Source organism: Telmatospirillum sp. J64-1, from assembly GCF_006980715.1.
GTDB lineage: Bacteria > Pseudomonadota > Alphaproteobacteria > Rhodospirillales > Magnetospirillaceae > Oleiliquidispirillum > Oleiliquidispirillum nitrogeniifigens.
In genome coordinates, this window is record NZ_SBHN01000002.1 from 126,228 (window position 1) to 150,038 (window position 23,811).

General features: G+C 64.4%; 24 protein-coding genes. 8 read left to right on the top strand and 16 right to left on the bottom strand.

Annotation, left to right across the window (positions count from 1 at the left end; genetic code table 11):
* The first annotated feature begins 1 nt into the window (after position 1).
* Both EPD66_RS02880 and recQ read left to right on the top strand, forming a co-directional pair.
* Positions 2–661: a uracil-DNA glycosylase gene (locus EPD66_RS02880; protein WP_142846972.1), complete on the top strand. Its 660-nt coding sequence runs from the start codon at positions 2–4 to the stop codon at positions 659–661.
* A 52-nt stretch (positions 662–713) separates the two neighbouring features.
* A complete protein-coding gene (gene recQ, locus EPD66_RS02885) occupies positions 714–2,507 on the top strand; it encodes a DNA helicase RecQ (protein ID WP_142846973.1) in 1,794 nt (597 codons plus the stop codon).
* Positions 2,508–2,511: 4 nt separating this feature from the next.
* On the opposite strand, the gene EPD66_RS02890 is transcribed toward recQ, so the two are convergent.
* The 3 genes from EPD66_RS02890 to dapA are packed head-to-tail and all read right to left on the bottom strand — an operon-like array spanning position 2,512 to position 4,530.
* A complete protein-coding gene (locus tag EPD66_RS02890; protein WP_142846974.1) occupies positions 2,512–3,159 on the bottom strand; it encodes a sulfite oxidase-like oxidoreductase in 648 nt (215 codons plus the stop codon).
* A 17-nt stretch (positions 3,160–3,176) separates the two neighbouring features.
* Positions 3,177–3,650, bottom strand: a complete 474-nt coding sequence (gene smpB / locus EPD66_RS02895; protein WP_142846975.1) for an SsrA-binding protein SmpB — start codon at positions 3,648–3,650, stop codon at positions 3,177–3,179.
* Positions 3,651–3,657: 7 nt separating this feature from the next.
* The gene (dapA, locus tag EPD66_RS02900; RefSeq protein ID WP_142846976.1) at positions 3,658–4,530 is read right to left on the bottom strand and encodes a 4-hydroxy-tetrahydrodipicolinate synthase; all 873 of its coding nucleotides are present in this window, start codon (positions 4,528–4,530) and stop codon (positions 3,658–3,660) included.
* Between the two features lie 211 nt (positions 4,531–4,741).
* On the opposite strand from dapA, the gene EPD66_RS02905 reads away from it, so the two are divergent.
* Genes EPD66_RS02905 through EPD66_RS02915 form a run of 3 tightly spaced genes read left to right on the top strand, consistent with a single transcriptional unit; the run spans position 4,742 to position 8,363 of the window.
* Positions 4,742–6,697: a lytic transglycosylase domain-containing protein gene (locus EPD66_RS02905; protein ID WP_142846977.1), complete on the top strand. Its 1,956-nt coding sequence runs from the start codon at positions 4,742–4,744 to the stop codon at positions 6,695–6,697.
* Positions 6,698–6,703: 6 nt separating this feature from the next.
* Positions 6,704–7,390: a haloacid dehalogenase type II gene (locus EPD66_RS02910; protein ID WP_142846978.1), complete on the top strand. Its 687-nt coding sequence runs from the start codon at positions 6,704–6,706 to the stop codon at positions 7,388–7,390.
* A gap of 1 nt (position 7,391) precedes the next feature.
* On the top strand, positions 7,392–8,363 hold the full coding sequence (locus EPD66_RS02915; RefSeq protein ID WP_142846979.1) for a threonine/serine dehydratase: 972 nt from the start codon (positions 7,392–7,394) through the stop codon (positions 8,361–8,363).
* A gap of 6 nt (positions 8,364–8,369) precedes the next feature.
* Here EPD66_RS02915 and EPD66_RS02920 read toward each other — a convergent pair whose 3' ends face one another.
* Complete coding sequence (locus EPD66_RS02920) at positions 8,370–9,416, bottom strand: M23 family metallopeptidase (protein ID WP_185961218.1); 1,047 nt, start codon at positions 9,414–9,416, stop codon at positions 8,370–8,372.
* A gap of 279 nt (positions 9,417–9,695) precedes the next feature.
* Here EPD66_RS02920 and EPD66_RS02925 point away from each other — a divergent pair, with 279 nt between their 5' ends.
* Positions 9,696–10,199: a phosphatidylglycerophosphatase A gene (locus tag EPD66_RS02925; RefSeq protein WP_142846981.1), complete on the top strand. Its 504-nt coding sequence runs from the start codon at positions 9,696–9,698 to the stop codon at positions 10,197–10,199.
* Entirely contained in the window at positions 10,196–10,687 is a 492-nt protein-coding gene (locus EPD66_RS02930) for a CinA family protein (protein ID WP_142846982.1), read from the top strand. Before EPD66_RS02925 ends, EPD66_RS02930 begins: the two co-directional genes overlap by 4 nt.
* A gap of 16 nt (positions 10,688–10,703) precedes the next feature.
* On the opposite strand, the gene EPD66_RS02935 is transcribed toward EPD66_RS02930, so the two are convergent.
* From EPD66_RS02935 to pdhA, 6 genes are all read right to left on the bottom strand, one after another.
* Positions 10,704–11,171 (bottom strand): type II toxin-antitoxin system RatA family toxin, encoded by a 468-nt coding sequence (locus EPD66_RS02935; protein WP_142846983.1) that lies wholly within the window; start codon positions 11,169–11,171, stop codon positions 10,704–10,706.
* A 7-nt stretch (positions 11,172–11,178) separates the two neighbouring features.
* Positions 11,179–12,117 carry a lipoyl synthase gene (gene lipA, locus EPD66_RS02940; protein WP_142846984.1) on the bottom strand — a complete coding sequence of 313 codons (939 nt, stop codon included), beginning with the start codon at positions 12,115–12,117 and terminating at the stop codon, positions 11,179–11,181.
* A 67-nt stretch (positions 12,118–12,184) separates the two neighbouring features.
* Positions 12,185–13,585: a dihydrolipoyl dehydrogenase gene (gene lpdA / locus EPD66_RS02945; RefSeq protein ID WP_142846985.1), complete on the bottom strand. Its 1,401-nt coding sequence runs from the start codon at positions 13,583–13,585 to the stop codon at positions 12,185–12,187.
* 12 nt (positions 13,586–13,597) lie between these two features.
* A complete protein-coding gene (locus EPD66_RS02950) occupies positions 13,598–14,896 on the bottom strand; it encodes a pyruvate dehydrogenase complex dihydrolipoamide acetyltransferase (protein WP_142846986.1) in 1,299 nt (432 codons plus the stop codon).
* Between the two features lie 11 nt (positions 14,897–14,907).
* Complete coding sequence (locus EPD66_RS02955) at positions 14,908–16,287, bottom strand: pyruvate dehydrogenase complex E1 component subunit beta (RefSeq protein ID WP_142846987.1); 1,380 nt, start codon at positions 16,285–16,287, stop codon at positions 14,908–14,910.
* 11 nt (positions 16,288–16,298) lie between these two features.
* A complete protein-coding gene (pdhA, locus tag EPD66_RS02960) occupies positions 16,299–17,306 on the bottom strand; it encodes a pyruvate dehydrogenase (acetyl-transferring) E1 component subunit alpha (protein ID WP_142846988.1) in 1,008 nt (335 codons plus the stop codon).
* Positions 17,307–17,812: 506 nt separating this feature from the next.
* Between pdhA and EPD66_RS02965 the strand changes: the two genes are divergently transcribed.
* Positions 17,813–18,163 (top strand): hypothetical protein, encoded by a 351-nt coding sequence (locus EPD66_RS02965; protein WP_142846989.1) that lies wholly within the window; start codon positions 17,813–17,815, stop codon positions 18,161–18,163.
* Positions 18,164–18,181: 18 nt separating this feature from the next.
* On the opposite strand, the gene EPD66_RS02970 is transcribed toward EPD66_RS02965, so the two are convergent.
* The 6 genes from EPD66_RS02970 to tpiA form a co-directional block, all read right to left on the bottom strand.
* Complete coding sequence (locus tag EPD66_RS02970) at positions 18,182–18,499, bottom strand: septum formation initiator family protein (RefSeq protein ID WP_185961219.1); 318 nt, start codon at positions 18,497–18,499, stop codon at positions 18,182–18,184.
* Positions 18,500–18,617: 118 nt separating this feature from the next.
* Entirely contained in the window at positions 18,618–19,892 is a 1,275-nt protein-coding gene (gene eno, locus EPD66_RS02975; protein ID WP_142846990.1) for a phosphopyruvate hydratase, read from the bottom strand.
* Positions 19,893–19,924: 32 nt separating this feature from the next.
* Positions 19,925–20,770, bottom strand: a complete 846-nt coding sequence (gene kdsA, locus EPD66_RS02980; RefSeq protein WP_142846991.1) for a 3-deoxy-8-phosphooctulonate synthase — start codon at positions 20,768–20,770, stop codon at positions 19,925–19,927.
* 10 nt (positions 20,771–20,780) lie between these two features.
* Complete coding sequence (locus tag EPD66_RS02985; protein WP_142846992.1) at positions 20,781–22,406, bottom strand: CTP synthase; 1,626 nt, start codon at positions 22,404–22,406, stop codon at positions 20,781–20,783.
* Between the two features lie 137 nt (positions 22,407–22,543).
* Positions 22,544–22,897, bottom strand: coding sequence for a preprotein translocase subunit SecG (gene secG, locus EPD66_RS02990; RefSeq protein WP_142846993.1), 354 nt, complete (start codon positions 22,895–22,897; stop codon positions 22,544–22,546).
* A 107-nt stretch (positions 22,898–23,004) separates the two neighbouring features.
* Positions 23,005–23,763 carry a triose-phosphate isomerase gene (gene tpiA / locus EPD66_RS02995; protein WP_142846994.1) on the bottom strand — a complete coding sequence of 253 codons (759 nt, stop codon included), beginning with the start codon at positions 23,761–23,763 and terminating at the stop codon, positions 23,005–23,007.
* Positions 23,764–23,811: the final 48 nt, after the last annotated feature.

The following is a 23,811-nucleotide window of genomic DNA, read 5'->3' on the forward strand; positions in this document are numbered from 1 at the left end:
CATGCACCTCCCCTCTTCCCAGGCCGCCGCCCCGTCCCTACCGGGGCGCGACTGTCCCCGCTGCCCCCGCCTCGTTGCCTTCCGCGAGGCCCAGCGCCAAGCCCATCCCGATTGGCACAACGCCCCCGTCTCCCCCTTCGGGCCGCTGTCCGCCCGCGTGCTGATCGTCGGCCTCGCGCCGGGATTGCGGGGGGCGAACTGCACTGGCCGGCCCTTCACCGGCGATTATGCCGGCGACCTTCTCTATGACACGCTGGTGGATTTCGGCTTCGCCGAGGGCCGGTACGAACGGCGGCCGGACGACGGCTTGCGCCTGACCGATTGCCGCATCACCAATGCCGTGCGCTGCGTACCGCCCGAAAACAAGCCGGTGGGCGCCGAGATCAAGTCCTGCCGCGACTTCCTGGTCGAGGAAATCGCGGCCATGCCCAATCTGGCCGCCATCCTGGCCCTGGGATCCATCTCCCACAATTCGGTGGTGGCAACGCTGAAGGGGCGGCAGGCGGATTTCCCCTTCGCCCACGGCGCCCGCCATGTCCTGCCGGGGGGATTGCTGCTGGCCGACAGCTACCATTGCTCACGCTACAACACCAATACCGGCCGCCTGACGCCCGAGATGTTCCGCTCGGTCTTTGCCGCCTTGCGCCGCGAGCTTGGCTGAAGCGCGGTGTTTAGGCTTGTAGGAACGGGAACGGAGGGATAGCTTCCCGGCCATGCCGGAACCGCTCCAAATCCTGCGCAGCGTCTTCGGCCACGACAAATTCCGTGGTCCGCAGGAAGAAATCGTCCATCATGTCGTCCAAGGCGGCGATGCCCTTGTCCTGATGCCCACCGGGGGCGGCAAGTCCCTGTGTTATCAGATTCCCGCCCTGTGCCGCGAGGGACTGGCCATCGTCGTCTCGCCCCTGATCGCCCTGATGCGCGACCAGGTCGAGACCCTGCGCCAGGCCGGGGTCAAGGCTGCCTTCCTCAACTCGACCCTGTCCCTGCCGGAACAGCGCGAGATCGAACGCGCCATGTTCACCGGCGAGCTGGACATGGTCTATGTCGCCCCCGAACGCCTGAGCCAGCCGCGCTTCCTCGATCTGATGGAACGCTGCCGCCTGGGATTGTTCGCCATCGACGAGGCCCATTGCGTTTCGCAATGGGGGCACGATTTCCGCCCCGACTACCTGCAGCTCTCGATCCTGCACGAACGCTTCCCCGACGTGCCCCGGATCGCCCTGACCGCCACCGCCGACGGCCCGACGCGCAAGGACATCGTCCAGCGCCTGCAACTGGAAGAAGCCCGGCAATTCGTCTCCGGTTTCGACCGCCCCAATATCCGCTACACCATCGTGCCTAAGCGCAGCCCGCTGGAACAGCTGACCTCCTTCATCCGAAGCGGTTTCGCGGGCCAGTCGGGTATCGTCTACCGCATGAGCCGGGCCAAGGTGGAAGAGACGGCAGCCAAGCTGTGCGAACGCGGCTTCGAGGCCCTGCCCTATCATGCCGGGCTGGACCCGGCCATCCGCCAGCGCAACCAGGACCGCTTCCTCAACGAGGAAGGGCTGGTGATGGTGGCGACGGTGGCCTTCGGCATGGGCATCGACAAGCCCGACGTGCGCTTCGTCGCACATCTCGACGCCCCCCGCTCGCTGGAGGCCTATTACCAGGAAACCGGACGCGCCGGCCGCGACGGCCTGCCCGCCCATGCCTGGATGGCCTACGGCTTCGGCGATGTCGTCGCCATGCGCCAGATGCTGGCGGCCAATGACAGCGACCCGCAGCGTCGCCAGATCGAGCGGGCCAAGCTTGACGCGTTGCTACGCTATTGCGAAACCACCCAGTGCCGCCGCCAGATCCTGCTCTCCTATTTCGGCGAGGGGAAGGGCGAGCCTTGCGGCAATTGCGACACCTGCCTGAATCCGGCCCTGGAATGGGACGGCAGCCTTGCCGCGCAGAAGGCCCTGTCCTGCATCTACCGCACCGGGCAGCGCCACGGCATGGGGCATCTGATCGAGGTTCTGCTGGGCCTGGAAACCGAGAAGGTATGCCTGAACGGCCACGACAAGGTATCCACCTTCGGCATCGGCAAGGACCTGACCAGCAAGGAATGGCAGTCGGTCTTCCGCCAGATCCTCGCCCAGGGGCTGATGGGGGTGGACGAGCATGGCGGCTTCCATCTGGTCGAAGAGTCCCGCCCGGTCCTCAAGGGCGAACGCAAGGTCATGCTGCGCAAGGACCCCGAAGCCGCGCGCACCCGCAGGCCCAAGGGCGGAACGCCGGGCATGGTCTCGGCCGAGGACGAACCGCTATGGGAGGCGCTGCGCAAATGCCGCCGGGACCTGGCCCAGCGCCAGAAGGTGCCGCCCTATGTGATCTTCCACGATTCCACCCTGCTGGACATGGTCATCCATCGTCCAGCCGACCTGGACGAGATGGCCGCCCTGGACGGCATCGGTGCGTCCAAGCTGGAACGTTACGGCCAGGATTTCCTGGACGTCCTGCTGAGCCACAGGAAATAAGCGTTCAGTCCTGGTAGCGCTCTTCGTTCCAGGGATCACCCACGTCGTGATAGCCCAGCTTTTCCCAATAGCCGGGCTCGTCGCGTTCGGCAAAGGCGATGGCGCGCAGCCATTTCGCGCTTTTCCAGAAATAGAGGCTGGGCACCACCAGACGGGCCGGGCCGCCATGCTCGCGGCTCAGGGGCTTGCCCTCCCAGGAATGGGCGATCAGGGCGTCTTCGGCCGCGAAATTCTCGAAGGGCAGATTGGTGGTGTAGCCGTCGAAGGACTTCAGCAGGACGAAGCGCGTCTCGGGTCTGGGCTTCACGAGGTCGATCAGGTGCCGCGTCGCCACGCCGGTCCAACGATTGTCGAAGCGGGACCATGATGTCACGCAATGGATGTCGGAAACGCTTTCGGCCTGCGGCTGGGACATGAAGGCCGCCCAATCCCAGCGCAAGGGCGCTTCCACCAAACCTCCGACCGTCAGGCTCCAGTCATCGGGCGCGATCTCGGGATGGATGCCCAGGTCGAGGACCGGCCAGTCCTTCACCAGGCGCTGGCCGGGCGGAAGGCGCTCGCGGGAAGGATCGGCCTTGCGTCCCGTCAGCAGCCGCCCTTCGGCGGCCCATTGCTGCTTGCTGCGGATCAGCTTTTCCCGCTTCTCGTCCATGCGCCCTCGCGTGAGTGTCAGCCCTTGTCCCGCATCAGGCGTGCCTTGTCGCGGTTCCATTCCCGCTCCTTGACTGCCGCCCGCTTGTCATAGGCCTTCTTGCCCTTGGCGACACCCAACTGCACCTTGGCGATGCCGCGCTCGTTGAAGAAGATGCTCAAGGGGATCAGCGTCATGCCTTCCTTGCTCATCGCCCCCAACAATTTGCGCAACTCACGCCTATGGACCAACAGCTTGCGCGGCCTGCGGGTTTCATGGCCGAAGGCCGCGTTTGACTGATATTCCGGGATATAGGCGTTGAACAGGTACAATTCGCCGTCCTGCTGCCCCGCATAGGATTCGGTGATGTTCGCCCGCCCCGTGCGCAACGACTTGACCTCGGTGCCGACCAGCATGATGCCGGCGTCGACGGTGTAATCGATGCTGTAGTCGTGACGCGCTTTGCGGTTCTGGGCGGCGATGGTGCCGGCTATAAGGGTGCTCTTCGCCATGGTCCCGTCAGATCAGTCCGACGCTGCGCATGGCCGCCTCGACGCGCCGCTTGCTGGCATCGGCGATCTCGACCATGGGAAGACGCATCTCGCTGCTGCACTTGCCCAGCAATTCGGCTGCATATTTCACCGGGCCCGGGCTGGTCTCGCAGAACATGGCGTCATGCAGCGGCAGCAGGCGGTCGCGGATCTCGTTGACCGTGGCGAAGTCGCCCTTGGCCCAGGCGGCATGCAGATCGGCGCAGAGGCGCGGCGCGACATTGGCCGTCACCGAGATGCAGCCATGGCCGCCCTGCGCCATGAAGGCGGTGATAGTGGCGTCCTCGCCCGACAATTGGCAGAAATCCGGCCCCAGGGCGATGCGGGTGCGCAGCGGGCGGACCAGGTCGGCCGTCGCGTCCTTCACCCCGACGATATTAGGCAGCTTCGCCAAACGCGCCATCGTCTCCACCGTCATGTCTACGACAGACCGACCCGGAATGTTGTAAATGATGAGAGGAAGATCAACGGCGTCGTGGATGGCTTTGAAGTGCTGGTACAGCCCTTCCTGGGTCGGCTTGTTGTAATAGGGCGTGACGATCAGCGCCGCATCGGCCCCCACTTCCTTCGCGTGGCGGGTCATGTAGATGGCTTCATCGGTCGAGTTCGACCCCGTGCCGGCGATCACCGGCACCCGCCCCTTCGCCACTTCGACGCACAACTCGACCACGCGGTTGTGCTCGTCATGGCTCAGCGTGGGGGACTCGCCCGTGGTGCCGCAGGGGACGACACCACTACTGCCCTCGACGATCTGCCATTCAACGAAATCCTGGAAGGCTTTCTCATCGACACGGCCGTCGCGGAAGGGCGTAATAAGCGCGGGAATCGAACCCTTGAACATGCCAAACTCCGAAATACGCAGCATGAAAAGATTGCGACCATAGCCGGGAAGAGACGCCTGGGCAAGCGGGCCATCTCATGCCGCCGCACTTGCTGCGCAGCCCCCCTTCGAGGTATCTTCGAAGGCAGACTACCCGCCATTAGGCGGAACCGACTTTTTCCACCAATTTCTGTCCGCTCCAGCGGGCGACACAGCTCATGAGGCCTTTGCCGTGAGAACCACTGCCGCCGCTTTCATCGTGGCCGCCGCTCTCTTCGCCGTGCCTGCCGCCAGCCATGCCGCCCTGCTGTCGCCCGAGGACGGCAAGCTCTATGCCCAGGCCTTGTCCCTGGCCCAGGAAGGGAAGTTCGACGAGGCCAACAAGGTCGCCGCCCAGGCCAAGGACAAGCTGCTGGCCAAGGTCGTGCGCTGGCAGGAACTGATCCGCCCCCGCTCGGGCGCCACCTTCGCCGACATCACCGCCTTCATCGACGCCAATCCCGACTGGCCGCAGATGGGGACGATGCAGCGCCGCGCGGAAGAGGCGATCACCGTGGCAACGCCGGATTCACAGATCCTCGCCTGGTTCGCCGACCGCAAGCCCCTGACCGTGGACGGACGCATGGCCCTGGCCAAGGCCTATCTGAATTCCGGACAGAAGGAGAAAGCCGTCGAGGTCGCCCGCGACGCCTGGATCAACGGCACCTTCGGTGTCCTCCAGGAACGCAACTTCGCCTCCACCTTCGGCAATCTGCTGACCCATGACGACCATTGGGCGCGGCTGGACCGGCTGCTGTGGGACCGCGACATCGACGCGGCAAAGCGCATGGTTCCGCGCGTCAATGCCTCCTATAAGAAACTGGCCGAAGCCCGTTTCGGCCTGATCGCCATGGCCGGAAACGTCAACGGCCTGATCGCTCAGGTGCCGAAGGAGCTGCAGAACGATCCCGGCCTAGTCTACGAGCGCCTGCGCTGGCGCCGCCAGAAGGACCTGACGGACACCGCCATCGAATTGCTGTCCCATCCGTCGCGCAATCAGGTCCGGCCGGACCGCTGGTGGACCGAGCGGGCAATCCTGGCCCGCCGCTCGCTGCGGGAAGGCAATATCTCGGTTGCCTACAACATCGCCAAGGATCACGGCCAGACCGAAGGCGTCGGTTTCGCCGATGCGGAATGGCTGTCGGGCTGGATCGCCCTGCGCTTCCTGCAGGAGCCCGAAAAGGCCTTCGACCATTTCAAGCGCCTGTATGAAGGGGTCAGCTTCCCCGTCAGCCGCGCCCGCGGGGCCTACTGGACCGGCCGCGCCGCCGAAGCCATGGGCAAGAAGGAACAGGCGGCCGAGTGGTATTCCCGCGCCGCCGAGCATATCACCACCTATTACGGGCAACTTGCCGCCGGGCGGCTGGGCAAGGACCGGCAATGGGTCCTGCCCGCCGATCCCCTGCCCTCGGCCGAGGATATCGAGGCCTTCGACAAGAACGAGCTGACCCGCGTCGCGCGCATGCTGGGCGAAGTCGGCATGGTCGATGCCGTGCAGCCCTTCCTGACGCGCCTGAACGACAGCATGACCACGCCGGGACAGCGCGCCCTGGTAACCTCGCTGGCGAACAGCCTGAACCGCCCCGACTGGGCGGTGAACCTCGCCAAGCGTTCCGACCGCGACGGCATTCCGCTGATCGGTTCCGCCTTCCCCATTCCCCCGCTGAAGACCGTGGACAAGCCGGAACGGGCCCTGGTGCTCGGCCTCATCCGGCAGGAAAGCGGCTTCCATCACGGCGCCGTCAGCTCGGCCGGGGCCATGGGGCTGATGCAGGTCCTGCCTTCGACGGCCCGCCAGGTCGCGAAATCGCTGGGCATCGACTTCAATCCCAGCCACCTGACCGGCGATCCGGACCTTAACGTGCAAATCGGCAGCGCCTATCTCGAGAACCTGCTGCAGAGCTTCAACGGCTCCTACGTTCTTGCCCTGGCGGCCTACAATGCCGGTCCGTCGCGGGCGCGGGAATGGCTGCAGGAATATGGCGATCCCCGCAGTCCGGACGTCGACGCCGTTGACTGGGTCGAAAGTATCCCCTTCTATGAAACTCGGAATTATATCCAGCGCGTGCTGGAAAGCGTGCAAGTCTATCGTTCGCGACTTGGTGAAACCGGCTTCGTTCACTCGCTGGAAGGTGATTTGAAACGTTGAGGTTCCATGACTTTCGCAAAGCCAGAGGATATTCGGGCCGTCCTGTTTGACGCCTATGGCACCCTGTTCGACCTGGGGGCCATGATCGATGTCTGCCGCAACGGCGCCGGAGACAAGGCTCCGGCGCTGCTCGACCTATGGCGGCGTAAACAGCTGGAATATTCCTGGCTTCGCAGCCTGATGGGGCGTTTCCAGGATTTCTGGCATGTCACCGGCGAGGCGCTGGACTACGCCCTGGAAACCCACGGCCTGAAGAATCCCGCCTTCCGCGCCAGCCTGATGCAGCTTTGGCTTCGCCCCAAGGCCTATGACGATGCCGCCGGCTGCTTGCAGCGCATCACGGCCAGCGGCAGGAAAACGGCCATTCTTTCAAATGGTTCCAAGACCATGCTGACGGCCGGGGTGAAATCAGCCGATCTCTACGACCTGCTCGATGTCAGGCTGAGCGTCGACAATCTGGGCATCTACAAGCCCCATCCTTCCGTCTATGAGATGGCGGCCAATGCCCTGGACCTGCCGCCCAAGCAGATCGCCATGGTCTCGGCCAATGGCTGGGATGTCGCCGGTGCGGCTTTCTTCGGCTTCCATGCCATCTGGGTCAATCGCCAGGGCATCCAGCCCGAACGCCTTCCCGCCGGCCCGGACCATGTGGTCAGCGGCCTTACCGACATTCCCCCCCTTCTCGGTCTCTGACATGCCCCCTGACTACAACGACATCCTCGCCGCTTCGGAACGCCTTTCCGGCCATGCCGTCGCTACGCCTGTACTGGAAAGCCCGGACCTGAATGACCTGATCGGCGGGCGGCTGCTGGTCAAGGCCGAGATGCTGCAACTCACCGGCTCCTTCAAGTTCCGCGGCGCCTTCAACAAGCTCTCGCAACTGACGGAAAAAGAAAGAAAATCCGGCGTTGTCGCCTATTCCTCGGGGAATCATGCCCAGGGTGTGGCGGCGGCGGCGAAGATGCTGGGCATTCCGGCGGTGATCGTCATGCCTGCCGACGCTCCCGCCATGAAGATCGCCAATACCCGCGCCTATGGCGCCAAGGTCGTGCTCTATGACCGCTGGACGGAAAGCCGCGAAGCCATCGGCGGGCGCATCGCCGAGGAACGCGGCAGCGTCCTCGTCAAGCCCTTCGACGACCCGGACATCATCGCCGGGCAAGGCACCAGCGGCCTGGAACTGGCGCGCCAGGCCAAGGCCCTGGGGGCCGGTCTGGATGCGGTGCTCGTCCCCGTCTCGGGCGGTGGGCTGGTCGCCGGCGTGGCTTTGGCAGTGAAGGCCGAATTCCCGAAAGCCGAGATCTATGGCGTGGAGCCGGAAGGCTTCGATGACCTGCGCCGCTCCCTCGAGGCCGGACAGCGCGTCGCCAATGACGGCCAATCCCGCTCTTTCTGCGATGCCTTGATGGCCCCCATGCCGGGGGAAATCACCTTCCCCATCCATCAGCGCTTCTTGTCCGGCGGCCTTGCCGTCTCGGACGCCGAGGTCTCCCAGGCCATGAAGCTGGCCTTCGAGCGCCTGAAGCTGGTGGTCGAGCCGGGCGGGGCCGTCGCCCTGGCCGCCGTCCTGAACGGTCGCATCGACTGCCGGGGCCGCACAATCGCCGTCATCTGTTCCGGAGGCAATGTGGACAGCGCCACTTTCGCCCGGGCGATCGCTGGCTGAGCGGGATCAGGAACGGGACGAGGCGGATATGAAGTTTATGGGGTCGCGGGGAATGCCGTGCACCACCACTTCGTAGTGAAGATGCGGAGCCGTGCTGCGGCCGGTATTGCCAAGCAGGCCGATGCGGTCGCCCTTGCTGACCCGCTGACCCGGCATCACATACATTCTGTCCAGATGGCTGAAGCGGGTGACCACGCCATTGCCGTGGTCGATTTCGATCAGACGGCCCCAGCCTGAATAATAGCCGGCGGTAATGACCTTGCCGGCGGCGGTCGCATAGACCGGTGTCCGCCGGGGGGCCCAGAGATCGATGCCGGTATGAAGGGCGCGGGTGCGGCGGAAGGGATCGCTGCGCAGACCATAGTGACTGGTGATCGTGTATTGCTCCAGCGGCGATCCCAAGGGCAGCGACTCAAGCAGGGACGACAGACCGTCCCAGCGCTCGACATGCAATTGCAGCAGAGCCAGCACTGCCGTCGGGTCGGCCGACAATTCGTCCCAGCGCGGCAGGTTGAACGGCAACGGCACGAAGCCGCGCCCCAGGGGCTCCACATTCACCAACGGGCCGCCCTGCCCGATCCGCAGCCGCCCTTCGAGAAAATCCCTGGGGTCCAATCCTGTTGCAGCGATGGTGCGTTGCAGATCGTTGATGGTCCCTTCGGCCAGCGAACCGAACTGACTGAGGACTTGGCGCTTGCCGTATTCCATCCCCTTGAGCAAGGCTTCCACCGTCTCCACACGCTGGCGTCGCTTGGGAAGGGCCCAATAATCGACACTCTGTCGCATCTCCAGGGGATCAAGCCAAGTGGAGGCCACCTCTCCCCGGACCGCCAGCCCCTGGAGCCGCCGCTCCATCCTGCCCAACTGGTCGTGCAGGATCAGCCCCGGCTTGTCGATGGGCATGGGCAGCCGTCCCCGCACCGTCATGATCCGTTCGCGCAGGACATTGGTTTCCCAGGTCACCTGGTCCAGGCGCTGGCGCAGCTGGGCGATATCGGTGTCATGGGTGGTGATGGCGACTTCGCGGTGATGGGCAATGATGGACGCAGGCACACATCCCGTAAGGATAATCGCAAGGGCGGTGGCAAGAACCCGAATATCCGGAAGCCTTCCCAACGTCCTACCGATCGGTGGCTGTGACCCGCGCATGTCAACTCCACTTCTGCCTGCTTCGATCATGTACGAAACAGACGAATTTGATCGACCTCTCTAAAGGGCGCATCGACTGGAGAAAATGGCGCTCTCATGTGGCTAGTGCTAATGTCGCGCCGTCAAAGCGAAGATAGCGAATTCGGATATGACCGCCACGAAAATGAGGAGAGAAGGCGTCAGATGTTCCCCGACCGACAGCCCGTCCATCTGCCAGTCTGGCACCCGGCCTTCCTGATCGCCACTTGGTTCGGCTCAGGCCGCCTGCCCGGAGCGCCGGGAACCTGGGGCTCCCTGGCCGCCCTCCCCGTGGCTTGGCTGATCGTCTGGTGGGGCGGCCATGCCGCCTTGGCCGTCGGCGTCGTGGTCACCTTCCTGGCGGGATGGTGGGCCTCGGAAATCTATGTGCAGCGGAGCGGGCTGGAGGACCCCGGTGCCATCGTCATCGACGAGGTCTCCGGGCAATGGCTGGTCCTGCTGCTGGCCGGTCTCGACCCGCTGCATTACCTGATCGGTTTCGTCCTTTTCCGTATCGCCGATATCATCAAGCCCTGGCCGGCCAGCTTGGCGGACCGGCGCATCAAAGGCGGCCTGGGGGTCATGGTCGACGACATGCTGGCCGCCGTCTACGCCGCCATCGCCCTCTATTTCATCGTGGGCTGGATCGATCCCTGGAGGATGACATGAATATTCCACGAGAAGTCATTGATCAGGCTGCCGAATTGATCAACCGTTGCAGCGCGGCAGGCTATATGGTCGCCACCGCCGAATCCTGCACCGGCGGCCTGATCGGCGCGGCCTTGACCGCCGTCTCCGGTTCCTCCGCCGTCTATGATCGCGGCTTCGTCACCTATTCCAATCAGGCGAAGCAGGACATGCTGGGCGTTCCGGCCGGAATGATCGCGGCAGAGGGAGCCGTCAGCAAGGAGGTGGCCTGCGCCATGGCCCAAGGCGCCCTGGAGCGCAGCCAGGCCACCCTCTCCGTCGCCGTCACAGGGATAGCGGGGCCGGGCGGCGGCACCCTTGAGAAGCCGGTCGGGCTCGTTCATCTGGCGGCCGCCCACCGGGACGGCAAGCTGCTGCACCGGCGGGAGGTCTTCCCCGGCGACCGCGATGCCGTGCGCGAACAGACCCTGCGGGTCGCCCTGGCGATGATGACGGAACTGGCGGAATAGGACGGAGAAGGCCGCGTCAGCTTCCCGACGTGGCGCCGGGGCGGCCGTCGGGACCGTAAAGCTGGCGGGCGCGTTTCTCGAAAGCCGAAACCATCAGGCGCACGGCTTCGTTGAACAAGGCCCCCATGATGCTTTGCAGGATCCGCGAGCGGAACTCGAAATCCACATAGAAATCGATGACCGTGCCGCCATCCTGGCCGGGCTCGAAGATCCAGTGGTTGTTCAGGTACTTGAACGGACCCTCGGCATAGGTCACGTCGATCCTCTTCGCCTCGGGATCGAGCACCACTTTCGAGGTGAAGCGTTCCCGCACCATCTTGAAGCCGATCATCAGGTCGGCCCAGATGGTGTTGCCCTCGCGGCGGCGGATGCGGGCCGCCACGCACCAGGGCAGGAACTCGGGATAACGCTCGATATCCGCGACCATGTCGAAGAGCTGCTGCGGCGTATAAGGCAGCGGGCGCCGTTCGGCGTGTGTGGGCATTCCTGTATTAACCAGCCAAGCTGCGCCGACGCGCTTCCTGCAGGGCAGCGAAGTCACGGTCGGCATGATAGGACGACCGCGTCATAGGAGTGGCGGCCACCAGGAGGAAGCCCTTGGAGCGCGCCACATTGCGATATTCCGCGAATTCGTCGGGCGTGACGAAGCGGTCGATGGGGGCGTGCTTGGGCGTCGGCTGGAGATACTGGCCGATGGTCAGGAAATCCACATTGGCGGCGCGCAGGTCGTCCATGACCTGATAGACTTCTTCCTTGGTCTCGCCCAGACCGACCATGATCCCCGACTTGGTGAAGACTTCCGGATTGGCCTTCTTCACGTCGTCGAGCAGGCGCAACGAGTTGAAATAGCGCGCACCGGGACGGATGGAGGGATAGAGACGCGGTACCGTTTCCAGATTGTGATTGAAGACGTCCGGACGGGCGGCGGCGATGCGCTTCCAGGTCAGGTCCGGGTCCTTGCGCAGGAAATCGGGAGTCAGGATCTCGATGGTGGTGCCCGGCGCGGTCTCGCGGATACGCTCGATGCTGCGCACGAAATGGTTCGCCCCGCCGTCTTCCAGGTCGTCGCGGTCCACCGAGGTGATGACGACATGCTTCAGCCCCATCTGGCCCACCGCGATGGCCAGATTCTCCGGCTCCATCGGGTCCAGCCCCTTGGGCTTGCCGGTCGCGACATTGCAGAAGGCGCAGGCCCGGGTGCAGATGTCACCCAGGATCATGACGGTGGCATGCTTCTTCGACCAGCATTCCCCGATATTCGGGCAGGCCGCTTCCTCGCAGACCGTATGCAGGTTGCGCTCGCGCATCAACTGTCGGGTCTCGCCATATTCCTTCGAGGTCGGCGCCTTGACCCTGATCCAGTCGGGTTTGGGCACGCGCGGGCTGTCGGGATTCTTGGCTTTTTCGGGATGGCGCAGCTGATGGGTCACGACGGCACCGAAACTAAGAGAAAAAGGAGGCCCCGGCCGGAAGAAACCGGCCGGGGATCATGCTTACTCAAAAATGGATGGCACGACCGAAGGCGTCAAGCACGGACTCATGCATCATCTCCGAGAGGGTCGGATGCGGGAAGACCGTATGCATCAGTTCGGCTTCCGTCGTCTCCAGGGTCTTGGCGATGCCATAGCCCTGGATCAGTTCGGTCACCTCGGCGCCGATCATATGCGCGCCCAGCAATTCGCCGGTCTTGGCATCGATCACCGTCTTGACCAGGCCCTCGGCCTCGCCGAGCGCAATGGCCTTGCCGTTGCCGATGAAGGGGAAGCGGCCGACCTTGACCTGGTAGCCCAGTTCCTTGGCCTTGGCTTCCGACAGGCCGACGCTGGCGATCTGCGGATGGCAGTAGGTGCAGCCCGGGATGTTGCGGATGTTGAGCGGATGCACATCGGGCAGGCCCACGATCTTCTCGACGCAGATCACGCCTTCATGGCTGGCCTTGTGGGCTAGCCACGGCCCCTGCACCAGATCGCCGATGGCATAGACGCCGGGCTCGCCGGTTTCCAGCCATTCGTTGACCACCACATGGGTCTTCTCGACCTTCACCGCGGTGTTCTCGAGGCCGATATTCTCGACATTGCCGACGATGCCCACGGCCAGAATCACCCGGTCCACCGTGACCTGCTGTGCCTTGCCGCCGGTCTCGATGGTGACGGTGACGTTGTCGGCGCCCTTGTCCAGCTTCTTGACCGTCGCGCCGGTGATGATCTTCATGCCCTGCTTTTCGAAGGCCTTGCGGGCGAAAGCCGAGATTTCCTCATCCTCGGCGGGCACCACGCGATCCATCACCTCGACCACCGTCACATCGACGCCGAACTCGTTGTAGAAGCTGGCGAATTCGATGCCGATGGCGCCCGAGCCGACGACCAGCAGCGACTTCGGCATGGTTTTCGGAACCATCGCCTCGCGATAGGTCCAGACCAGCTTGCCGTCCGGCTCCAGGCCCGGTAGCACGCGGGCACGGGCACCGGTCGCCAGGATGATGTTCTTGGCCTGGATGTCGGCCACGGCCTTGCCGTCCTTCTCGACGGCGATCTTGCCCTTGCCGGCAAGGCGGCCATGGCCGTCGAAGACCTCGACCTTGTTCTTCTTCAGCAGGCTCTTGACGCCCGAATTGAGCTGCTTGGCCACGCCGCGCGAACGCTGAACGATCTTGTCCAGGTCGAAGGACAGGCCCTGGGTCGACAGCCCATAGGACGCCGCATGCTTCATGTTGCGATAGACCTCGGCCGAACGCAGCAGCGCCTTGGTCGGGATGCAGCCCCAGTTGAGGCAGATCCCGCCCAGATGCTCGCGCTCGACCAGCGCCGTCTTCATGCCCAGCTGGGCAGCGCGGATGGCGGCGACATAGCCGCCGGGGCCGCCGCCGATGACGACGAGGTCAAAGGAAGTGTTCGACATGCCATGGCCCCCTTACAGCAGCATGGTCAGCGGATCTTCGATGAGCTGCTTCAGCGCCGCCAGATATTCGGCGCCGACAGCCCCATCGACCGCGCGATGGTCCACGGACAATGTCGCGGTCATCATCGTAGCGATGGCCAGGGCACCGTCCTTGACGATCGGACGCTGCTCGCCCGCGCCGACGGCCAGGATGCAGGCCTGCGGCGGGTTGATGATGGCGGCGAAGTTGTTGATGCCGTACATGCCCAGATTCGAGATGGTGAAGCCGCCGCCCTGGTATTCCTCGGGCTTCAGCTTGCCTTCGCGGGCACGGGCGGCCAGGCTCTTGATCTCGTTGGAGATGGCGGCCAGGCCCTTCTGGTCGGCATTCTTGATGACCGGGGTGATCAGGCCCGCAGGCGTGGCCACGGCGACCGAGATATCGACTTCCTCGTAGACCCGCATCGCCGTGTCCGTCCAGGAGACGTTGGCAGCAGGCACCTTGCGCAGGGCCAGGGCCGAGGCGCGGATGATGAAGTCGTTGACCGACAGCTTGTAGGCATCCGAACGGCCGTTGAGGTCCTTGCGTAGGGCCATCAGCGCGTCGAGATTGCAGTCGATGGTCAGGTAGAAATGCGGCACGTCGCGCTTGGATTCCGACAGGCGGCGCGCAATGGTCTTGCGCATGCCGGAATGCGGCACTTCGTGGAACTTGGGGCCGAATTCCGGCACCGGAGCGGGCGCCGGAGCCGCCGGCTTGGCAGCCTGCGGAGCGGCGGCGGCAGCCGGAGCAGCCTTGGCCGTTCCTTCGGCCTTGGCCTTCTCGACATCGGCCTTGACGATACGGCCATGGGGGCCGGAGCCCTTCAGTGCCGCCAGGTCGAGGCCGGCTTCCTTGGCGATGCGCCGGGCCAGCGGCGAGGCGAAGATGCGCGCGCCGCCATGGCCACCGCTGCGAGCCGCCGGCTGAGGCGCTGCCGCCTGAGCGGAAACGGCCGCCTCGGAGGCTGCCGGCTGGGAAGAGCCGGCCTCGGCCGGAGCGGGGGCAGCCTTCGCCTTGCCGGCGCCTTCCAGGGCCGAGGCGTCCTCGCCTTCTTCCAGCAGCAGGGCGATGAGTTCGTTGACGGCCACGCCCTCGGTGCCTTCCGGCACCAGGATCTTGCCGATCACGCCCTCGTCCACGGCTTCGAATTCCATGGTCGCCTTATCGGTCTCGATCTCGGCGATGACATCGCCCGAGGAGACCTGATCGCCTTCCTTCTTGTGCCACTTGGCCAGCTTCCCCTCGCTCATGGTCGGCGAGAGAGCCGGCATCAAAATCTCAATCGGCATCTCGTTCCCCTTTAGCGATAGCAGACGGCCTTGCAGGCGGCGACCAGTTGATCGACCTGCGGCAGGGCCAGGCGCTCCAGGTTCGCGGCATAGGGCATGGGCACGTCGGCGCCATGTACGCGGGTCACCGGGGCATCGAGGTAGTCGAAGGCGTTCTCCATGATCACCGACGCGATTTCCGAGCCGATGCCGGCGAAGGGCCAGCCTTCCTCGATGGTGACGATGCGGTTGGTCTTCTTGACCGAATTGACGATCGTCGGGATGTCGAGCGGACGGATCGAACGCAGGTTGATCACTTCGGCTTCGATGCCTTCGCCCTTCAGGGCTTCGGCGGCTTCCAGGGCCAGCTGCACCATGCGCGAGAAAGCGACGATGGTGACATGCTCACCCTTACGCTCGATCTTGGCCTTGCCGATCGGGATGATGAAATCCGGGTCTTCCGGCACATCGAAGCTCTGGCCGTACATCAGTTCGTGTTCGAGCACGATGACCGGGTTCGGGTCGCGGATGGCGGCCTTCAGAAGGCCCTTGGCATCGGCGCCCGAATAGGGGGCGACGACCTTCAGGCCCGGGCAATGGGCGTACCACGAGGCATAGCACTGGGAATGCTGGGCGCCGACGCGAGACGCCGCGCCGTTCGGGCCACGGAAGACGATGGGGCAGCCCATCTGGCCACCGGCCATGTACAGGGTCTTGGCCGCCGAATTGATGATGTGGTCGATGGCCTGCATCGAGAAGTTGAATGTCATGAACTCGACGATCGGCTTCAGGCCGGCGAAAGCCGCGCCCGCGCCCAGACCGGCGAAGCCCATTTCGGTGATCGGAGTGTCAACCACGCGCTGCGGGCCGAATTCGTCGAGCAGGCCCTGGCTGACCTTGTAGGCGCCCTGATACTGGCCGACTTCCTCGCCCATCAGGAAGACCTTGTCGTCGCGGCGCATTTCCTCGGCCATGGCGTCGCGCAGGGCTTCGCGGATGGTCTGGCGGACCATCTTGCCGGTATATTCCGGTTCGGCCTCGACCTCGCCCGACAGCACCGCCGGAGCAGGCATCTGGGTGGCGGGCGCCTCGGATTTAGCTTCGACCGGCTGCGCGGCGACCGACGGCGTGGGGTCTTCCATTGCGCGGGTCAGGGCCTTTTCATCCTCGCCTTCTTCCAGAAGAATGGCGATGGGCGTGTTGACGGCGACACCTTCGGTGCCCTCGGCGACCAGGATCTTGCCCAGCACGCCTTCCTCGACGGCTTCGAATTCCATCGTCGCCTTGTCGGTTTCGATCTCGGCGATGATGTCGCCCGAGTTTACCGCGTCACCCTCGCTCTTCAGCCACTTGGAGAGCTTGCCTTCGGTCATGGTCGGCGAAAGCGCAGGCATCAATACTTGGATCGGCATTGGCGTTTCCCCTAGGCCTCGATCAGCACGTCGGTCCACAGCTCGGACGGATCGGGCTCCGGACAGGTTTGAGCGAAGTCAGCGGCCTCGGTGACGATGGCCTTGACCTCGCGGTCGATTTCCTTGAGACGCGCTTCGTCGAGAAGCTGGCGCTCTTCCAGCACCTTGCGCAACTGGTCGATGGGATCGTGCTCCGACCGCATGCGGGTGACTTCTTCCTTCGAGCGGTACTTCGCCGGGTCGGACATGGAGTGACCGCGATAGCGGTAGGTCTTCATCTCCAGGACCACGGGGCCTTCGCCCGCACGGGCATGGGCCACGGCTTCCATGCCGGCCTCACGCACGCTCAGCACGTTCATGCCGTCGACGGCACGGCCGGGAATGCCATAGGCTTCGCCGCGGCGGAACAGTTCGGTGCCCGCCGAAGCGCGCTCGACCGAAGTGCCCATGCCGTATTTGTTGTTCTCGATGATGAACACGACCGGCAGCTTCCACAGCGCGGCCATGTTGAAGGATTCATAGACCTGGCCCTGGTTGACGGCGCCGTCGCCCAGATAGCACAGGTTCACGCCGCCATCGCCGCGGTATTTGTGGGCGAAGGCCAGACCGGCCCCCAGCGGCACCTGCGCGCCGACGATGCCATGGCCGCCATAGAATCCCGCCTCGCGCGAGAACATGTGCATCGAGCCGCCCTTCCCCTTGGAATAGCCGCCCCGGCGCCCCGTCAGCTCGGCCATCACGCCCTTCGCGTCCATGCCACAGGCCAGCATGTGGCCGTGATCGCGGTAGCTGGTGATGACGGTGTCATGGCCGGTCTCGATACAGGCCTGCATGCCCACCACCACGGCTTCCTGGCCGATATAGAGGTGGCAGAAGCCGTTTATGAGCCCCATGCCGTAAAGCTGGCCCGCCTTTTCTTCAAAGCGGCGGATCAGAAGCATCTCGCGGTAATAGCGGATCAGGTCCTCGCCCGAAGGCTCGGACGCAACCGCCTTGGATCTACGTTTTTGCGTGGCCATGTTCACTCCCCATTGGGCTGAAGCCGGCACCGCCGGCTCGGCAACTCCTACCCTGAAAGACCGAAAGCTGCAAGCTTTAGGACTTGATTAAGTCGTTGTTTTGCAATGCACAAATAGCAATTAACGGGGTTTTGGTTAATCATGACGCTGGAAGCTTCCCTCTCCCGGCATAATCCCTTTCCCCTGCCCTGTCTGTCCACCAGCCCAAAGCAGTAGGACTTCATCCAGGAGGGAACCCACCCCTCTTCCCGGGTCACGGACGGGTTTGTCGGCATATAGTGAGGGTCACCCGAAGGGAAAGGCGAAGATGGAAAGACCGTGCCCCTCGCCCGGATGGATAGCGCAGGCAGCCCCGTCATCCCCGATGGGCCTAGACATCACCCACGGATGATCTGTGACGGCGGGGAGCCATCCGCCATTCCGCCGCCCCTCCCTCTCTCCTACTCGAATGCGTCAGCGCCGCCCCCATTTCGGAACGGATGGAACCATTCAGAACAGGCGGCGAGATGAGCCTTCCCCCGTTCCCGGAAGTGCCGGACGAGACGGCGCATGAGCTTGCCCTGCGGGCATCGAAAGCGATCGCAGCCGAGCTTGCCTGGACCCTGGAAAGCTGCCCCGGCAAGAGCGACACCAGCCAATGGCTGATCATGCGCGTCCTGGCGCTGCTGGAAATGCACGCGCAAAAGCGGACGGAATGCCATTACCGCATTCCGGGCCTGACGGAGCGGATCGTGGAGGAATGTCACGGCTGCGCCACCGCCTGCCATGGCCGTCTCTTCAGCCGCCAGTTGGGGCTGGAGATAGCGGGGCTGATGAAGGCCTATGAAGAGATGTCCCGCAACAGCCTGGAAGAATGACCGGCAGGAGAAGGGAAATCAGCGGGTCGGCGTCAGGATCACGATCTCGTCATCCCGCCCCATGTGGAGCATCATCCGCGCCCGCTCTTCCAGCATGTCGGGATCAAGGGATTCGGGCCGCAGCAGCGAGACGCGATGAGCCAGCTGATCGCGCTCCTCCTGGACGCGCGCCAGCACCTGCTCGGCTTCCTTGATCTCCTGGCCCAGGCGGTGCCAGGCCAGCAGGCCGCGGTCGCCCTGGATCGTGTGATAGCCGAAATAGACGATGGCGCTCACCCCCAGCAAGGGGCCGATGATGTGGCGCGACCGGCGGCGGATTTCCCCGAGGATGTTCATGGCTCTAATGAATCACGGCCGTTTTCCGCCGTCAATGGAGAAGACGACGGCAAACGGCCGTGAATACGTAACCACGGGGTGCGGAGGGAAAAATCCGCGCCCCGGTCAGGGCCTGCCTCTAGCGCAGGATGCGGCTGCCGGCATAGCGGGCGGCGGAACCCAGCTGTTCCTCAATGCGGATCAGCTGGTTGTACTTGGCCAGACGGTCCGAACGGGACAGCGAACCGGTCTTGATCTGGCCGCAATTGGTCGCCACGGCCAGGTCGGCGATGGTCGCGTCCTCGGTCTCGCCCGAACGGTGCGACATGACGGCGGTGTAGCCGGCCTTGTGCGCCATCTCGACGGCTTCCAGGGTCTCGGACAGGGTGCCGATCTGGTTGACCTTGATCAGGATCGAATTGGCCAGGCCGTTGGCGATGCCGTCGGCCAGACGCTGCGGATTGGTCACGAACAAGTCGTCACCGACCAGCTGGACGCGGCTGGACAGGGCTTCGGTCAGGGCGGCCCAGCCATCCATGTCATCCTCGGCCATGCCGTCCTCGATGGACAGGATCGGATATTTCGAGACCAGGGCCTCGTAATACTTCACCATGGCTTCGGCATCCAGCGTCTTGCCCTCGCCCGCCAGGACATACTTGCCGTCCTTGAAGAATTCGGTCGAAGCGGCGTCGAGCGCCAGCATGACGTCCTCGCCGGGGCGATAGCCGGCCTTCTCGATGGACTTCATGACGAAGGACAGGGCTTCGTCGGTGCTCGCCAGATTGGGGGCGAAACCGCCTTCGTCGCCGACGGCGGTGTTATGGCCGGCATCCTTCAGGAGCTTCTTCAGGTTATGGAAGATCTCGGCACCCATGCGGATCGCATCCGCCATGCTGGGGGCCGAAACCGGCATCACCATGAATTCCTGGATATCGATGGGATTGTCGGCATGGGCGCCGCCATTGATGATATTCATCATCGGCACCGGCAGAGTCTGGGCGAAGACGCCGCCGACATAACGGTAGAGCGGCAGGTTGGCTTCCTCGGCGGCCGCCTTGGCCACGGCCAGGCTGACGCCCAGGATGGCATTGGCGCCCAGGCGGGACTTGTTCTGGGTGCCATCCAGGTCGATCATCGTCTGGTCGATGATCACCTGCTCGTCGGCATCCATGCCGGCCAGGGCGTCGTAGATCTCGCCATTCACCGATTCGACGGCCTGCTGCACACCCTTGCCGAGATAGCGGCTCGCATCGCCGTCGCGCAGTTCGACCGCCTCATGGGCCCCGGTCGAGGCCCCCGAGGGCACGGCCGCGCGGCCAAAAGCACCGCTTTCCAGAACGACATCAACTTCGATGGTGGGATTGCCACGGCTGTCGAGGATCTCTCGGGCGTGGATATCGGTAATGGCGCTCATGCGATCTCTCCGGCTCAAACGAATTTCGAATATCAGATGGATAACGGATGCGATTTCGCCAGCCGGTCGAATTGGGCCAGCGTGGATAGAAGCTCGGGCATTTGGGCCATGGGAATCATGTTCGGCCCGTCGCTCGGCGCGCAATCGGGATCGGGATGGCATTCGATGAAGACGCCCGCCACCCCCACCGAGACGGCGGCGCGGGCCAGGACCGGGGCGAAACGGCGGTCGCCGCCCGAAGACGTGCCCTGCCCGCCCGGCTGCTGCACGGAATGGGTGGCGTCGAACACCACCGGGCAGCCGGTCTTGGCCATGATCGGCAGGCTGCGCATGTCGGTCACCAGGGTATTGTAGCCGAAGCTGGCGCCGCGCTCGCACAGGGTCACGTTCATGTTGCCCGTGCTTTCGATCTTGGCCGCGACATTGGCCATGTCCCAGGGGGCGAGGAATTGCCCCTTCTTGACATTGATCGCCCGGCCGGTGCGCCCGGCCGCCAGCAGCAAATCGGTCTGGCGGCACAGGAAGGCCGGGATCTGCAACACGTCCACCACTTCGGCGACTTTGGCGCATTGCTCTTCAGTATGGATGTCGGTCAGGACCGGGCAGCCGAAGCGTTCCTTGATCTCCGCGAAGACCGGCAGAGCCCCGTCGAGTCCGATGCCCCGCTTACCTGACAGTGAAGTGCGATTGGCCTTGTCGAAGGAGGATTTGTAGATCAGCCCCATGCCCAGGGCGCCGGTCATCTCGACCAGCGCCTGGGCCGTCTCCAGCGCGTGGTCCCGGCTTTCCATCTGACAGGGGCCGGCGATGACCACCAGGGGCAAGTCATTGCCGAGGGTGACGGAACCGATCTGGACGTGACGCGACTGGCTGGTCATGGAAGCTTCCTCACACCAAGCGGGATTGTTCGACGGCCGCCTTCACGAAGGAGGTGAAGAGCGGATGGGGGTCGAAGATCTTGGACTTCAGTTCCGGATGGAACTGCACGCCGATGAACCAGGGATGGTCCGGGAACTCGACGATCTCGGGCAGCAGGCCGTCGGGCGACATGCCCGAGAAAACCAGACCGGCCGCCTCCAACCGCTCGCGGTAATTGATGTTGACCTCATAGCGATGGCGATGGCGCTCGCTGATGATGTCCGCACCATAGATCTGATGGGCATGGGTACCGGGCGTCAGGCGGCATTCATAGGCCCCCAGGCGCATGGTGCCGCCCAGGTCACCGGCCTGGCTGCGCTTCTCCAGCTGGTTGCCGCGCACCCATTCCGTCATCAGGCCGACCAACGGTTCCTCCGCCGGGCCGAACTCGGTCGAGCTGGCCTTGGGGATGCCGGCCAGGTTCCGGGCCGCCTCGATCACCGCCATCTGCATGCCGAAGCAGATGCCGAAATAGGGCACCTTGCGCTCGCGGGCGAAACGCACGGCCTCGATCTTGCCGGACGCGCCGCGCTCGCCGAAGCCGCCGGGCACCAGGATGCCGTGAACGTCGTCGAGATACTGGACGACATCCTCGCTCTCGAAGATCTGGCTGTCGATCCAGTTCAGGCGCACCCGCACATTGTTGGCGATGCCGCCATGCTGCAGGGCCTCGGCCAGCGACTTATAGCTGTCGAGCAGGCTGGTATACTTGCCGACCACGGCGATGGTGACTTCGCCCTCGGGCTGGCGGATGCGCTCCACCACCTTGCGCCAGGGCGTCAGGTCCGGCTCGGGCGCATCGATGCGGAAATGCTTGCAGACCTGCGCGTCCAGCCCCTGCTCGTGATAGGACAGCGGCACCGAGTAGATGGTGTCGACGTCCAAAGCGGGGATCACCGCCTCTTCACGCACGTTGCAGAACAGCGCGATCTTGCGCCGCTCGCCCTGCGGGATGGGACGGTCGGAGCGGCACATCAGCATGTCCGGCTGAATCCCCACCGACAGCAATTCCTTGACGGAATGCTGGGTCGGCTTGGTCTTCAGTTCACCGGCCGAGGGAATATAGGGCAGCAGGGTCAGGTGCACGAACATGGCCCGGTCGCGGCCCAGTTCGTTGCCCAACTGGCGGATCGCCTCGAGGAAGGGCAGGCTTTCGATATCGCCCACCGTGCCGCCGATTTCGCACAGCACGAAATCCTCGTCGGTCACATCCGACAGGACGAATTCCTTGATGGCGTCGGTGACATGGGGAATCACCTGGACGGTGGCGCCCAGGTAATCACCCCGCCGTTCCTTCGCCAGGACGTTGGAGTAGATGCGTCCGGTGGTGACGTTGTCGCTCTGCCGGGAGGCAACGCCGGTGAACCGCTCGTAATGGCCCAGATCGAGGTCGGTCTCGGCACCGTCATCGGTGACATAGACCTCGCCATGCTGATAGGGGCTCATGGTGCCGGGGTCGACGTTCAGATAAGGGTCCAGCTTGCGCAGCCGCACCTTGAAGCCACGGGCCTGCAACAGCGAACCCAGGGCGGCGGAGGCGAGGCCCTTGCCCAGGGAAGAGACCACGCCGCCGGTGATGAATATGAATCGCGTCATGGACCGTTACTGTAATCCAAGAGGAAGCCCAGCCCAAGAGCACGCCCGCAAGGAGCGCAGGCCCGGGCGGGGCGGTGTGAACAGCGGTTCAAAAAGAGCCGAGGCGGCCATCGCCGCCTCGGGGTGTTCCTGCCAGATCAGCGTTCCGGAGCAGCCGGAGCAGCAGGAGCCGCTGGGGTTTCCGGAACCACGGGCGCCATCGGCGGCTGCGAGCCGCCGAAGGGCTCGATCGGCCCGGGGCGGTCCATCACCGACGAGGGGCCGGTGGCACGATCCTGAAGCAGGGCCAGCGTCATGCTGGTCACGAAGAAACCAGCGGCCAGGATGGCCGTGGTGCGGGTGAGCAGGTTGCCCGCCGCGCGCCCGCTCATCATGCCGCCGCCCCCGCCGCCACCGATCCCCAGCGCACCGCCTTCGCTGCGCTGCAGGAGGATGACTGCCACCAGGGCGATGGCGATGAGCAGATGAACGACCAGAATGACTGTAATCATGTCCTTCACCAACAAAGCAGCCACCCCGGAGGCGGGGCCAGGAGGGCCATCGCATCCGGGGCGGTAAAACCGTCAGGGGGCTTTTTAGTCGCCATGAGCCACAAAGGCTAGGGGCAACTTTGCGCGATGGCCCAAAAATCTTCCACTTTGAGGCTGGCGCCGCCGATCAGGCCGCCGTCCACATCCTCCAGCGCCAGCAATTCCGCCGCATTCGAGGGCTTCATGGAACCGCCGTAAAGAATACGCAGCGAGTCGGCCTCGCCGCCCATGCGCTTGCGCGCCTCGGCGCGGATGGCGGCATGCACCTCGGCCACCTCGGCCGTGGTCGGGGTGCGGCCGGTGCCGATCGCCCAGACCGGCTCGTAGGCGATCACCACATTGGCCGCGCTGGCGCCCTCGGGCAGCGAGCCGTTGAATTGACCCGCCACCACTTCAATGGTCTTGCCGGCATCGCGCTCGCCTTCCGTCTCGCCGATACAGATGACGGCGACCAAGCCTGCGCGCAAGGCCGCCTGGGCCTTGGCCTTCACCAGTTCGTCGCTTTCGCCGTGATCGGCGCGGCGCTCGGAATGGCCCAGGATGACATAGCGGCAGCCCAGGTCCGCCAGCATCGGCGCGGCGATATCGCCGGTATGGGCGCCCTTCTCGTCCATATGGCAATCCTGGCCGCCGACGGCGACCGGGGCGCCATCCAGGGCGCGGGCCACATCGGCGATCAGCGTCGCCGGAGGGCAGACGAGGAGGTCGCATTTCAGGCCGGCTTCCGCCTTGGCCTTGGCGGCAATCCCTTCGGCGAGTGCCACGCCATCGGCGCGGAGGCCGTTCATCTTCCAATTGCCTGCGATCAGCGGCCGTCTCACGGTCATCCTCCACCTCGTTGCAAATATTGATCTTTCGATGGGTACGATGCTTTA